General features: G+C 73.4%; 10 protein-coding genes and 1 pseudogene. 6 read left to right on the forward strand and 5 right to left on the reverse strand.

From position 1 onward, the window contains the following. The first annotated feature begins 221 nt into the window (after positions 1 to 221). The 4 genes and pseudogenes from RBJ65_RS20270 (at position 222) to RBJ65_RS20285 (ending at position 5,332) form a co-directional block, all read left to right on the forward strand. Positions 222 to 1,826 (forward strand): alkaline phosphatase, encoded by a 1,605-nt coding sequence (locus RBJ65_RS20270; RefSeq protein WP_306317614.1) that lies wholly within the window; start codon positions 222 to 224, stop codon positions 1,824 to 1,826. A 112-nt stretch (positions 1,827 to 1,938) separates the two neighbouring features. Then, a complete protein-coding gene (locus RBJ65_RS20275; RefSeq protein WP_306317615.1) occupies positions 1,939 to 3,210 on the forward strand; it encodes a GNAT family N-acetyltransferase in 1,272 nt (423 codons plus the stop codon). Between the two features lie 146 nt (positions 3,211 to 3,356). Next, a pseudogene (locus RBJ65_RS20280) lies at positions 3,357 to 3,620 on the forward strand (Lrp/AsnC ligand binding domain-containing protein); the annotation flags it as partial. A 20-nt stretch (positions 3,621 to 3,640) separates the two neighbouring features. Next, positions 3,641 to 5,332: a DUF885 domain-containing protein gene (locus tag RBJ65_RS20285; RefSeq protein ID WP_306317616.1), complete on the forward strand. Its 1,692-nt coding sequence runs from the start codon at positions 3,641 to 3,643 to the stop codon at positions 5,330 to 5,332. Positions 5,333 to 5,353: 21 nt separating this feature from the next. Here RBJ65_RS20285 and RBJ65_RS20290 read toward each other — a convergent pair whose 3' ends face one another. Next, entirely contained in the window at positions 5,354 to 6,190 is an 837-nt protein-coding gene (locus RBJ65_RS20290; protein ID WP_306317618.1) for an SDR family oxidoreductase, read from the reverse strand. Here RBJ65_RS20290 and RBJ65_RS20295 point away from each other — a divergent pair. Continuing rightward, the gene (locus tag RBJ65_RS20295; RefSeq protein ID WP_306317619.1) at positions 6,189 to 6,440 is read left to right on the forward strand and encodes a hypothetical protein; all 252 of its coding nucleotides are present in this window, start codon (positions 6,189 to 6,191) and stop codon (positions 6,438 to 6,440) included. The two genes, RBJ65_RS20290 and RBJ65_RS20295, sit on opposite strands and share 2 nt — an antisense overlap. 59 nt (positions 6,441 to 6,499) lie before the next feature. On the opposite strand, the gene RBJ65_RS20300 is transcribed toward RBJ65_RS20295, so the two are convergent. Next, positions 6,500 to 6,991 carry a rhodanese-like domain-containing protein gene (locus RBJ65_RS20300; RefSeq protein WP_306317620.1) on the reverse strand — a complete coding sequence of 164 codons (492 nt, stop codon included), beginning with the start codon at positions 6,989 to 6,991 and terminating at the stop codon, positions 6,500 to 6,502. Between the two features lie 94 nt (positions 6,992 to 7,085). Here RBJ65_RS20300 and RBJ65_RS20305 point away from each other — a divergent pair, with 94 nt between their 5' ends. Beyond that, positions 7,086 to 7,550 (forward strand): Lrp/AsnC family transcriptional regulator, encoded by a 465-nt coding sequence (locus RBJ65_RS20305; RefSeq protein WP_306317621.1) that lies wholly within the window; start codon positions 7,086 to 7,088, stop codon positions 7,548 to 7,550. 35 nt (positions 7,551 to 7,585) lie between these two features. Here the strand turns inward: RBJ65_RS20305 and RBJ65_RS20310 are convergent, their stop codons facing one another. The 3 genes from RBJ65_RS20310 to RBJ65_RS20320 all read right to left on the reverse strand — a co-directional run bounded on the left by RBJ65_RS20310 (position 7,586) and on the right by RBJ65_RS20320 (position 12,645). Beyond that, entirely contained in the window at positions 7,586 to 10,714 is a 3,129-nt protein-coding gene (locus RBJ65_RS20310; RefSeq protein ID WP_306332156.1) for an SMC family ATPase, read from the reverse strand. After that, positions 10,711 to 11,877: an exonuclease SbcCD subunit D gene (locus RBJ65_RS20315; RefSeq protein WP_306324037.1), complete on the reverse strand. Its 1,167-nt coding sequence runs from the start codon at positions 11,875 to 11,877 to the stop codon at positions 10,711 to 10,713. The genes RBJ65_RS20310 and RBJ65_RS20315 overlap by 4 nt, the downstream gene beginning before the upstream one ends. 147 nt (positions 11,878 to 12,024) lie before the next feature. After that, entirely contained in the window at positions 12,025 to 12,645 is a 621-nt protein-coding gene (locus RBJ65_RS20320) for a YigZ family protein (protein WP_306324038.1), read from the reverse strand. Between the last annotated feature and the right edge of the window lie 81 nt (positions 12,646 to 12,726).

Consider the following 12,726-nt stretch of genomic DNA (forward strand, 5'->3'; position numbering starts at 1 on the left):
GGTCGCCGGTATGACGCCGTCACCCGTCCCGGTACACCGTGACTCCCCCTCCCCCGCCTGGGAGTTGCTGCTGCCCGTGGCCTCCGTTGGCGCGGGCGGCAAAGGCGCGTTCCGCGCGCCCGGTTCCCTAGACGGCAGTGACGGTTGTTCACTTGGGTTTTCCGTTGGGATCAGGATCTGTCATCAGAATCGCGTCGTCCGAACCGTTACTGGAGGCATCCATGGCACACCGTCCGTCGAGTCCGAAGTCCCTGCCCAGCGGCGCGCTGCCCGGTCGCCGTGGCGTGCTGCGCGGGGCGGTCGCCGCCTCCGCCGCGCTCGGGCTGCCCGCGATCGGCGGCGCCGCCGCGCCCGCGTTCGCGCGCTCCGGGCGGCCGAAGGCCGGTTGGGGCGTGCAGGCCGGGGACGTGGGGGCGCACTCGGGGCTCGTGTGGGTGCGCTCGGACCGGCCCGCGCGGATGGTCGTGGAGACGTCAGCCACGGAGTCGTATCGGAACGCCACCAGATGGCAGGGGCCGCTGATCGGCCCCGACACCGACTTCACCGGAACGACCCGGCTGCGCGGTCTGCCGCCCGGCGAGCAGGTGCACTACCGCGTGCTGCTCGCCGATCCCGACGACCCGCGGCGCACCGGCGAACCGGTCGCCGGTACCTTCCGCACGGCGTCCGTGTCACGCCGCGACGGGGTGCGGTTCCTGTGGTCGGGCGACATCGCGGGGCAGGGCTGGGGCATCAACCCGGATCGGGGCGGCTACCGCGTGTACGAGGACATGCGCGCCCTCGACCCGGACTTCTTCCTGTGCAGCGGCGACAACATCTACGCCGACGGGCCGATCCTGCCCAGCGTGACGCTGCCCGACGGGCGGGTGTGGCGCAATGTGACGACCGAGGAGAAGTCGAAGGTCGCCGAGACGCTCGACGAGTTCCGGGGCGCGTTCCGCTACAACCTGCTCGACGAGAACCTGCTGCGCTTCAACGCCCAGGTCCCCACCATCACGCAGTGGGACGACCACGAGGTGCACAACAACTGGTACCCGGGGCAGATCCTCACGGACGAGCGCTACACGGAGAAGAACGTCGACGTGCTGTCGGCGCGGGCGCTGCGCGCGTTCAGCGAGTACTTCCCCGTCTCCACGCTGCCGCCGGGTGACAAGGACGGGCGGGTGTACCGGGTGCTGCGGCAGGGGCCGCTGCTCGACGTGTTCGTGCTCGACATGCGTACGTATCGGAACGCGAACTCTCCGGGGCGGCAGGCCGACGACACCACCGGCATCCTGGGAGCCGAGCAACTCGCTTGGCTGAAGCGGGAGTTGTCGCGGTCGCGGGCCGTGTGGAAGGTGATCGCCTCCGACATGCCGCTGGGGCTCGTCGTGCCCGACGGCAGCGCGAACTTCGAAGCGGTCGCGCAGGGCGATCCGGGGGCGCCGCTCGGGCGCGAGCTGCAGATCGCGGAGCTGCTGCGGCACATCAAGAGCGAGCGGATCACCGGCACGCTGTGGCTGACGACCGATGTGCACTACACGTCGGCGCAGCACTACGAGCCGGCGAACGCCGCGTTCAAGGACTTCGAGCCGTTCTGGGAGTTCGTGTCGGGGCCGCTGGCGGCGGGCGGGTTCAAGGCGCTGAAGCTGGACGGCACGTTCGGGCCCCGGCAGGTCTTCATCAAGGCGCCGGACCGCAACAACACCTCGCCGGCCGAGACCCCGCCGTACTTCGGCGAGGTCGAGATCGACGGCGACAGCGGGGAACTCACCGTACGGCTGCGGCAGGAGGGCGGCGACGTGCTGTTCTCGCAGACCTTGCAGCCGGGTCGGGTGGGGCAGTGAAGCGGGCAGTGAAGGGGCGGCGCCGGAGCGCGGAAATCCGACATAAGCCCGCTTAACCCGTCGGTCACAAACCGTTTGTGATCACGCAACACCGGTCCTGCACAGTGGGCGCATGAATATCCAGACGCATGATGTCGCCGTGATCGCCGTCGTCGCCTGCTGCGCCGCGACCCTGCCCGCCGCTGCCGCCGCCGGTCTCCGCTTGTGGTGGTCACGACGCAAGGAGCACGCTCCACCCACGGCGGATACCGGCGCACGGCCGCCCGTGTCCGCCCCGGCGAGCGGCAGCGCGCTGTGGCGGATGCGGACGACCGTGCGGGACGAGCCGGGTTCGCTGGCCTCGCTGTGCGCGGCGCTCGCGCAGTTGCGGGTCGACATCCTCAGCCTGCAGACGCACCCGCTGGCCGAGGGCACCGTGGACGAGTTCCTGTTGCGCGCGCCCGAGGAGCTGACCACGGGCGAGCTGGCCGGGACGGTCGCGGACGCGGGCGGCGCCGACACCTGGGTCGAGCGGGCGGACGCCCACGACTTGGTGGACGCCCCGACCCGGGTCCTCGGCCTCGCCACCCGCACCGCGCTCGACGCCGCCGAACTGCCGCTCGCGCTGCGGCAGTTGCTGGGCCGCTGCACCATCAAGCAGCTGCCCGCGCACGCGGCCGCGGGCACCGATGGCGCGCCGGTCGAGGGCGGCTTCGACGACACGGTGCTGCGGCTTCGCACCCCGGAGGGCGGGGCGATCACGGTGGAGCGGCCGTATCTGCCGTTCACGCCCACCGAGTTCGCGCGCGCCCGCGCCCTCGTCGAGCTCGACACCAGGCTCGGCCCGCGAGTGCCGGGCGCCACGGACGTCCTGACGCTGCCCGAGGGCAACGACATCACGGTGCGGCGCGCCGACGGCGGCGACCTGGCCCTGGCGAAGGCGATGCACGAGCGGTGCTCGCGCGACACCCTGGCGAGCCGCTACCACGGGCCCGTCTCGGACGCGGACCGCTACCTCAACCACCTGCTCAGCCCGCGCTTCGGCCGGACGCTGGCCGCGCAGACGGCCTCGGGGCGGATAGTCGCCCTCGGTCATCTGCTGTGGGACGGCGACGAGACGGAGCTCGCGCTGCTCGTGGAGGACGACTGGCAGCGCCGCGGCATCGGCACCGAACTCCTCGGCCGGCTCGTCGCGATGGCCGGCGAGGCGGGCTGCGCGAGCGTGTACGCGGTGACCCGGTCGTCCAACACGGGCATGGTCGCCGCCATGCGCGGCCTCGGCCTGCCCCTCGACTACCAGATCGAGGAGGGCACGCTGGTGATCACCGCCCGGCTGGCCGCGGCGCCGACGCGGACCGCGCAGCCGTACGCGTCCGAGTACGAGCGGGCCGAGCAGCACCAGTAACTCCAGCGGCACCAGTAGCACCCGCCCGAGGAGCGGCAGCAGCACCCAGCGCCCGGTCCAGGTCCGCCCACAGGTCCTCGACGTCCGCCGGGCCGACCGCCGGGGTGATCAGTCCGACCCCGGCGGTCACCGCGTGCGGATCGCCCGTCGGGCCGTTCGTGGAGCGGATCCGGGCGCTGCCGGAGGCCCGCACGGTGTTCCATCCGACGGGACCCGGCGACTACGTGGTGCACGTCCCGGTGTGCGGCATGGCCGACCTGCAACGAATGGCCGACCTGCAACGACTCGTGCTCGACGCGTTCACGGCGCGCCCCGAAGCGGCCCGCGTCGAGACCCGGTTGATCTTCCAGCAGTGGAAGTGCGGACCGCTGCTTCCGCCTGCGGCGAATCATGGTGACGTGGCCCCCTGACTCGTACGAGGATGTGTCCCATGCCACACACCGCGAGCCCTCAGCACGCCACCCCCGCCCAACTGCCCCGGCAGGTCGCCGACGCCTACGTAGACGCGGTGGTCGCCCTCGACCCCGTGGAAGGCACCTACTTGGGCGTCCGGGAGTCCCACAGCAAGCTCCCCGACCTGTCCCCCGCCGGTCTCGACGCCGCCGCGGACCTCGCTCGCGAAACCCTCGCCCGCCTCGACGAGGCCGAGCGGGCGCCCGGCGCCGACAGCGACGTCGAGCGGCGCTGCGCCCGGCTGCTGCGCGAGCGCCTGACCGCCGCGCTCGCGGTGCACGAGGCCGACGAGCACCTGCGCGCCGTCTCCAACCTGGGCTCGCCGATCCACAACGCGCGCGAGGTGTTCACGGTCACCCCGGCCGACACGGACGAGGACTGGGCGGCGATCGCCGAGCGGCTGCGCGCGGTGCCCGCCGCGTTCGCCGGCTACCGGGAGACGCTCGCGCTCGGCCTGGAGCGCAAGCTGTACGCGGCGCCGCGCCCGACCGCGACGGTCATCGGTCAACTCGGCGAGTGGCAGGGCTGGTTCGAGGAGTTCGTGGGCGCGGGGCCCGAGGCGCTGCGCGCGGAGCTCACGGCCGCGGCGCGCACGGCGGACGCCGCGACGGCCGAACTGCGGGACTGGATGCGGGACGTGTACGCGCCCGCCGTCGAGGGCGCGTCGAACGTGGTGGGCCGCGAGCGGTACGCGCGCTGGTCGCGCTACTACAACGGCACGGACCTCGACCTGGACGAGGCGTACGCGTACGGCTGGAGCGAGTTCCACCGGCTGCTCGCCGAGATGCGCACGGAGGCCGAGAAGATCCTGCCGGGCGCCGCGACGCCGTGGGTGGCGCTCGCGCACCTCGACGAGCACGGGCGGCACATCGAGGGCGTCGACGAGGTGCGGCAGTGGCTGCAGAAGCTGATGGACGAGGCGATCGGCGCGCTCGACGGCACGCACTTCGAACTCGCCGACCGGGTACGCCAGGTGGAGTCCCGCATCGCGCCCGCGGGCAGCGCCGCCGCGCCGTACTACACGCCGCCGTCGGAGGACTTCTCGCGCCCCGGCCGCACGTGGCTGCCGACGATGGGCCAGACCCGCTTCCCCGTCTACGACCTGGTGTCGACCTGGTACCACGAGGGCGTGCCCGGCCACCACCTCCAGCTCGCGCAGTGGGCGCACGTCGCCGGTGACCTGTCCCGCTACCAGGCGACGCTCGGCATCGTGTCGGCGAACGCGGAGGGCTGGGCGCTGTACGCGGAGCGCCTCATGGACGAACTGGGCTTCCTCACGGACGCCGAGACCCGGATCGGGTACCTGGACGCGCAGATGATGCGCGCCTGCCGCGTCATCGTCGACATCGGCATGCACCTGGAGCTGGAGATCCCGGCGGACTCCCCGTTCCACCCCGGCGAGCGCTGGACGCCCGAGCTGGCACAGGAGTTCTTCGGCGCGCACAGCAGCCGCCCCGCGGACTTCGTGGAGAGCGAGCTGACCCGGTACCTGTCGATCCCGGGCCAGGCGATCGGCTACAAGCTGGGCGAGCGGTCGTGGCTCCTGGGCCGCGAGGCGGCGCGGGCCGCGCACGGGGACGCCTTCGACGCGAAGGCGTGGCACATGGCGGCCCTGTCGCAGGGTTCACTCGGCCTCGACGACCTGGTGGACGAACTGTCGAAGCTGTAAGGGTGCGGCGGCCCCGGGGGATCAGGTCCGCCGGAAGCCGCCCTCCGAGTCGATGACCTGTCCGGTGATCCACTCGGCCTCGTCCGTGGCCAGCCACGCGATGAGCCGGGCCGGATCGTCGGGCATCCCCCACCGCTTGGCGGGGAACATCCCGGCGATGGCGTCGTACACGTCGCCGTCCAGGTAATCGGTGTCCACGGGGCCGGGGTTGACGGTGTTCACGGTCACGAACCGCGGGGCGAGCGCCGTCGCGAGGGAGCGCGTGATGGAGGCGAGCGCGCCCTTCTGCAAGCCGTACGCGATCTCTCCGGGCATCCCGTCGGCGATGTCCTGACCGGACGTCATCATGACGACCCGACCGCCCCGCGCCGCCTCCCGGCGCCGGGCGAAGGCCTGCACGAGCAGCACCACGGAGCGGGCGTCGACGGCCCAGTGGGCGTCCAGCATCGCGGCGTCGATGGTGTCGAGGGTGCCGTCGGAGCCGCTGAGGGCGTGGTTGGCGACGACGATGTCGAGGCGTCCGCCGAGGGCCTGCGCGGCGGCGTCGACGAGGCGCGCGGGCGCGTCGGGTTCGGTGAGGTCGGCGGGCCCGTGCGCCACGACCGCGTCGGCCGCACCGCACACCTCCCGTACGGCATCGGCCACTTCGTCGGGCCGGTCACCGCCCCACGGCTGCGACTCGTCGTGCGCCACGTGGTGGTGCAGATACACGCTCGCCCCGTACGCGGCGAGCCTGCGCGCCACGGCGAACCCGATCCCGCCGCGCCGGCTCGCCCCGGTGACGAGGGCGGCGCGGCCCCGCAACGGAAGAGGATCGCGGCGGAGTTCGTCGGCGGTTGGAGAAGGAAGTTTCGGCATGCCGTGGATCATGCCTGACGACGCGCTCGTGCCTAAGCTGTTTTTCGTGGAGCCGTCCCGCCTGCCCTTCATCGACGAGCACCGGATCGTCGTCGCCGCGCCCGCCGAGCAGGTGTGGCCGGTGCTGGCCGCGGAGTTCGGCCGCAGCAGCGGCCGGACCTTCGAGTTGTACGCCCGCTACGAGTTGACCTTCACCCTTTCCGAGCAAGTCCGCGACCGCACCGCACAACCAAGCCCCTGCGGCGATTGAGCAGCGGGGTCCGGGGCGGAGCCCCGCGACGTAGGAACGGGTAGCCGCGACAGGCCCGGTCAGCACCCGCAGGCATCCGCGTCGAGCGGGGCGGTCAACGGGTCGGCGGAGCGCCGCTCCACCCCTTCCCACGTCTCGTACGCGAACCCCTCACGCACCCAGTACTCGAACCCGCCCAGCATCTCCTTGACCTGGAACCCGAGCCGCGCAAGGGCGAGCGCGGCACGCGCACCCCCGTTGCAGCCGGGCCCCCAGCAGTACGTGACGACAGGCACCCCCCTGTCGAGGACCCGCTCCGCCTGCTCCTCGATGAGCGCCGTCGGCAGGTGCACCGCCCCGGGTACATGCCCCTGATCCCAGGACTCGGTGGACCGCGAGTCGAGCAGAACGAATCCGGGAGCACCGCCGGAGGCGAGCGCGGCGGCGACGTCGGACACGTCGGCGTGGAAGGCGAGGCTCGCGCCGAAGTACTCGGCCGCGGCGGACGGCGACGCGGGCGCGACGCGCAGCACGGGGTTGGCAACGTAAGCGGTGGTGGTGGTGTTGTTCATGCCGGAGAATCTACGGTCGGCCGCACGCCGGCTGAAGGCACGATCCCCGGCATTCCCCTTGTCCAGCCGGGGATTCCCCTGCTATTTCTCAACGGTGACCGCTGATTCCACGCCCTACGTCCCCGATGCCACCGACTGGCGCATCCTGACCGCCCTCCAGCGCGAGGGCCGCGCCGGATACGCCGAGCTGGCGCGGACCGTGTCCATGTCGGCGAGCGCCGTGACGGAGCGGGTGCGCAGGATGGAGGAGGCGGGGGTGATCGCCGGGTACACGGCGGTGGTCGTTCCGGAGCGCCTCGGCCTGCCGATCCTGGCGTTCGTGCGGCTCCGCTACCCGAACGGGAACTACAAGCCGTTCCACGACCTCGTCGAGGCGACGCCGGAGATCCTGGAGGCGCACCACGTCACCGGCGACGACTGCTTCGTGATCAAGGTCGCGGCGCGCTCCATGCGGCACCTGGAGGAGGTCTCCGGGCGGATCGGCGCGCTGGGCTCGGTGACGACGAGCGTCGTGTACTCGTCGCCACTGCCTCGGCGGGCGATCGCGGTCGGGTCCTGAGACCCGGGGCATTACGCGAACTCGGGGCGCGGGCGCTACGCGAGCTGGACGCCGCGCTGGCGCACCAGCGAACCCTCCCTCCCCTTCACGACCTCCAACTGCGCGTGCACGCGGCGCCGCAGGTCGCCGACGTGGCTGACGATGCCGACGCTGCGGTCCCGTTCGCGCAGGGAGTCGAGGACGTCGAGGACCTCGTCGAGGGTCTGGTCGTCGAGGCTGCCGAAGCCCTCGTCGATGAAGAGGGTGTCGAGGCGGACGCCGCCCGCCTCGTCGGTGACGACGTCGGCGAGGCCGAGGGCCAGGGCGAGCGAGGCGAAGAAGGTCTCGCCGCCGGAGAGGGTCGCCGTGTCGCGCTCGCGTCCTGTCCACGCGTCGACGACGTGCAGCCCGAGGCCCGAACGGCCGCGCCCCGCAAGGGAGTCGGAGTGCACCAGGGTGTAGCGGCCGGACGACATCCGGCGCAGGCGCGCGGTGGCTGCCGCCGCGACCTGTTCAAGGCGGGCGGCCAGCACGTACGACTCCAGGCGCATCTTGCGCTCGTTGTCGGCGGCGGTGCCGGCCGCGAGGGAGGCGAGGCGGGCCACCCGGTCGTACGTCTCGCGCAGCGGCCCGAGGCGGCGGGCCTCGGTGGCGGCGCGGCGGGAGAGCCGGTCTAGTTCGGCGCAGCGGCGCCGGGCCTCGTCGCGCGCGGAGCCGGCCGCCTGTACGCGCGCGTCGGCGGCGTGTGCGGCGGCCTGGGCGGCGGGCACGTCGGCCGCCGGTTCGCGGGCGGCCGCCGCGGTGTCCTCCTCGGCGAGCACCGCGCGTACGGCGGCCTCCTCCGACTGCCGTGCGTCCAGGCGGTGTTGGAGCTCGCGGTGGCGCGCGTCGTCGAGCAGCGCGGCGGCGGCCGCCTGCGGCGTGTCGAACCCGGCCCGGAACGCGGCGTCGGCGAGTCGCGCGTCCGCGTCCTTGAGGCGCCGCGCGGTGTCCTCGACGGCGCGGGCCGCGTCGGCGGCCTCGGTGAGGAGGGTGCCCTGCCGTTCCAGTTGCGCGGCGCGCGCCTCGACGCTCTCGGCGTCACCGCGCGCCTGTGACAACTCCCCTTCCAGGGAGGCCTGTTCACGGTCGAGTGCTTCGCGCAGCGAGGTGCGCGCGGCCGTCCGCTGTGCGACTTCCTGGCGGGCCGTGCGGCGCCGGTCGTGCTCGCTCTCGGCCTGGGCGAGGGCCTCGCGGGCGGGGTGCGCGGTGGACGCGAGGGCGTGCGCCTCGGCGTGTCGCTCCGCCAATTCGCGCGCCGTGTCGGCGAGTTGCGCGGCGGGCGTCTCTCCTGCCGCGGCCTTCGCCGCCGCCAGTTCCTCCCGTACGTCGCCCAGGGCGCGCTCGGCCTCGGTGCGGCGCGCGTCGGCGGTGCGGTAGGCGGCCAGCGCCGCTTCCTCGGTGGCCTGGTCGACGTGGCCCTCGGACTTCGGCATGGGCGCGGGGTGTTCGGTGGCGCCGCACACGGTGCAGGGCTCGCCGTCGGTGAGGGCCGCGGCGAGTTCGGCGGCGACGTCGCGCAGGCGCCGCTCCTTGAGGCCGAGCCAGTGCTCGTGCGCGGCGGCGGCCTGTTCGCGGGTGCGCAGCGCGTCGGCCTCGGCGGCTTCGGCTCGGGCGCCGAGCCGGTCGCGTTCGACGGCGGCGCGGGCCTGCGTACGGGCCGGTTCCAGTTGGCCCGCGAGGTGTTCGGCGCGGGTCGCGGCGACCTGCGCCTCGTCGACCCGGGCCTGGAGTTCGGCGCGGCGGGCGTCCCAGCCGTCGAGCCAGCCTTCGGTGTCGGCGAGCAGATCGGTGTCGGCGCGCTCCTCGCGGTCGACGCCGTCGCGTTCGCGCGCGAGCTCGCCGAGCCGACGCTCGGCGCGGCGCGCCGCGTCGAGCCCGCCGAGCTCCTGCGCGACACGCCGGGCGGCCGCCGCGAGCGCCTCCGGCGAGGCCGGGACTCCCCCGGCTCCGTACGGATCCGCGCGATCCCCCGCTCCCCCCGCTCCCCCCGCGAGCGCCTCCGGCGATGCCGGGCCGGTCCCGTCTGCGGGCGGGGCCCCGTGGCCACCCGCCCCCCAAGCCATCAGCTCCGCACGCGCCCGCCGGTCCTCCTCCAACGCGCCCCGGTGGGTCGCCTCCGACTCCTCCCGGAGGGCCAGCGCCGGTTCCACCGTCGCCGCCTTGCGGGCGCGGTCCATGCGGTCCTGGAGCGCGCGGTGTTCCTCGGCGCGCTCCTCAAGGGCCGCCGCGCGCTCGCCGGCCTGCGCGAAGCGCCGTTGCAGGCGGTGCGTCTCCGCGACGTCGGACAGGTGGCGCTGCGCCGCGATCCGCGCCGACTCGGCCGCGTCGAGGGCGAGATGGGCGTGCGTGAAGTGTTCGCGCGCGGTGGAGCGGGCGGTGGCCGCCCACGTCAGGACGGCGTCCGCGAGCCCGGGGTCGCCCGGGGCCGCGTCGACGGCGGGCAGCTCCACCAGGCCGCCGGCCGCCTGCTGCATGCGGTGGGCGTCGGCCAGCAACTCCGCGTCGCCCGCGACCACTTGCTTCTGCGCCACCTTGCGGTCCTCAGCGAGCCGCTGCTCGACGGCGGCGAACCGGTGCGTGTCGAAGAGCCGGCCGAGGAGTTTGCCGCGGGCCTCCGCGTCGGCGCGCAGGAAGCGCGCGAAGTCGCCCTGCGGGAGGAGGACCACCTGGCAGAACTGGTCCTTGCTCATGCCGAGCAGCTGCGTGATCTCCTCGCCGATCTCCTGGTGGGAGCGGCTGCCCGTGCTCTTCCAGACCCGTTCCACGGCGTCGTACTCGCGCAGCCAGCTCTGCGCCTTCTCCGTGGTGAAGCCGGTGCCGCGCTTCTTGGGGCGGGCGAACGGGGGCTGCCGCGTGACCTCCAGGCGGCGGCCCGCGACGGTCAGGTCGAGGACCACCTCCGTGCGCACGCCCGCCTCGGCGTGGTCGCTGCGCAGGGTCTGCCCCTGGCCGCCGCTGCCCTGCCGGGGGCCGGGCACGGATCCGTACAGCGCGTAGCAGACCGCGTCGAGGACGGAGGTCTTGCCCGCGCCGGTCGGGCCGTGCAGGAGGAACAGGCCCGCCGCCGACAGCTCGTCGAAGTCGATCCGCTGCGTGCCTCCGAAGGGGCCGAAGGCCGTGATGGTGAGTGTGTGCAGCCTCAACGGGCCACCTCGCGCACCGTGTCGTCCGTGCGCACGGCGTCGAACGCGGACCGCAGCACGGCCCGCTCGCTCTCGTCGGGCCCTGCGCCCCGGACGTGGGTCACGAAGTCCTCCGCGATCTCGTGGTCGTCGCGCCCCTTGAGGCGCTCGGCGTACGTGGCGTCCGGCTCGTCGTCGTCCGTGCGGCGCGGGTCGAAGAGCAGGCTGAGGGTGTGCGGGAAGCGGTCGGTGAGGCGGGCCATCGGGTCGTCGGGGCGGACGGTGTCCGTGAGGGTGGCCTCGACCCAGGAGTCCTCGTGGGGGGCGAGGTCCGGGTCGGCGAGGAGGTCCTCCAGGTCGCCGCGGATGCGGGCGAGGGGGCGTGGGACCGGGCAGTCGAGGCGCTCGGCGGTCACCGCGCCCTCGGCGTCGAGGTCGATCAGCCACATGCTCTTGCGGTGGTCGGTCTCGGAGAAGGAGTACGGGAGCGGCGAGCCGGAGTAGCGGACCCGGTCGGAGATGGTCTGACTGCCGTGCAGGTGGCCGAGGGCTACGTAGTCCGCGCCTTCGAAGACGCCCGCCGGGACGGCCGAGACTCCGCCCACCGTGATGTCCCGCTCGCTGTCGCTGGGTTCGCCGCCGGTCACGAAGGCGTGCGCGAGGACGACGGACCTGGTGCCCGCGGGGCGGGTGGCGAGGTCGGCGCGTACCCGGTCCATGGCGGCGGTGAGGACGTGTTCGTGGCCGGCCCTGGGGACGCCGAACTCGTCCTTCACCAGGGCGGGTTCGAGGTACGGCAGGCCGTAGAACGCGACGTCGCCGTGGGCGTCCGGGAGGACGATCGGCTCGGCGCACCGGGAGGGGTTCGTACGGAGGTGGATGCCGGCTCTTCCGATGAGTCCTGCGCCGACGCCGAGGCGGCGGGCCGAGTCGTGGTTGCCGGAGATCATCACGGTGGGGACGCCGAGTTCGGCGAGGCGGTGCAGGGCGTCGTCGTACAGCTCCACGGCCGCGAGTGGGGGGACCGCGCGGTCGTACACGTCGCCCGATACGACCACGGCGTCCACGCTCCGCTCGCGGGCGGTGTCGACGAGGTGGGCGATGAAGGCGGCCTGGGCGTCGAGCATGTTCACGCGGTGGAACGTGCGGCCCAGGTGCCAGTCGGACGTGTGGAGCAGTCTCATGTCGACCGAGGTTAATGGGTGGGTCTGACATCGGCGGGACGATTGTTGCGGGTGCCTCTCCTACGTCTCGGGGCGCTGCCCCGGACCCCGCTGCTCAATCGCCGCAGGGGCTTGATTTGGTCACTCGCCGCCGAAGCGTGATGTGGATCAGCCGTATGTTTCGCCGCCCAGGTCGAGCACCGCCGTGCCCGCGCTCGCGTCCGCCAGCCATGCCTGGAAGCGGTCGATGTCGGATTCCGGGAGGGCGATGTGGATCGTGACGTCGGCGTCGTAGTGGACGTCGCGGACCTCGCGGCCGGTGGACCGGAGGTCGTTCTGCATCTTGCCCGCGCGGGCGTGGTCGACGGTGACCGTGGCGAGGCGGAAGCGGTGGCGGGTGACCGTGCCGAGGGCGTCGAGGGCCTCGCCGACGGCGCCTCCGTAGGCGCGGATGAGGCCGCCCGCGCCGAGTTTGACGCCGCCGAAGTAGCGGGTGACGACGGCGACGACGTAGCGCATGTCGCGGCGGGTGAGCATCTGGAGCATGGGGACGCCCGCGGTGCCGCCCGGTTCGCCGTCGTCGCTCGCCTTCTGTACGGAGGCGTCGGCGCCGATGACGTACGCGTAGCAGTTGTGGTTGGCCGTGGGGTGTTCCTTGCGGACGCGTGCGACGAAGGCCTGGGCCTCCTCCTCCGTCGCGGCGGGCGCGAGCGCGCACAGGAACCGGGAGCGGCTGATCTCTGTCTCGTGCACGCCCTCGCGGGCCACCGTGCGGTACTCGTCCTGCATCGGACCAGCGTATGCGCAGGTTGCGAAGGACTGGCCCCCGCCCGGTGCACGGGTAACGATGTGATGGATACTCGCACGTCG

The sequence above is a fragment of the Streptomyces sp. KL109B genome (assembly GCF_030766935.1).
Taxonomy (GTDB): domain Bacteria; phylum Actinomycetota; class Actinomycetes; order Streptomycetales; family Streptomycetaceae; genus Streptomyces.

Excerpts from the sequence above, each read along its gene's own strand:
- RBJ65_RS20285 (WP_306317616.1), top strand. The coding sequence starts at position 3,641 with ATGCCACACACCGCGAGCCCTCAGCACGCCACCCCCGCCCAACTGCCC.
- RBJ65_RS20320 (WP_306324038.1), bottom strand. The coding sequence starts at position 12,645 with ATGCAGGACGAGTACCGCACGGTGGCCCGCGAGGGCGTGCACGAGACA.
- RBJ65_RS20300 (WP_306317620.1), bottom strand. The coding sequence starts at position 6,991 with ATGAACAACACCACCACCACCGCTTACGTTGCCAACCCCGTGCTGCGC.
- RBJ65_RS20290 (WP_306317618.1), bottom strand. The coding sequence starts at position 6,190 with ATGCCGAAACTTCCTTCTCCAACCGCCGACGAACTCCGCCGCGATCCT.
- RBJ65_RS20275 (WP_306317615.1), top strand. The coding sequence starts at position 1,939 with ATGAATATCCAGACGCATGATGTCGCCGTGATCGCCGTCGTCGCCTGC.
- RBJ65_RS20315 (WP_306324037.1), bottom strand. The coding sequence starts at position 11,877 with ATGAGACTGCTCCACACGTCCGACTGGCACCTGGGCCGCACGTTCCAC.
- RBJ65_RS20270 (WP_306317614.1), top strand. The coding sequence starts at position 222 with ATGGCACACCGTCCGTCGAGTCCGAAGTCCCTGCCCAGCGGCGCGCTG.
- RBJ65_RS20295 (WP_306317619.1), top strand. The coding sequence starts at position 6,189 with ATGCCGTGGATCATGCCTGACGACGCGCTCGTGCCTAAGCTGTTTTTC.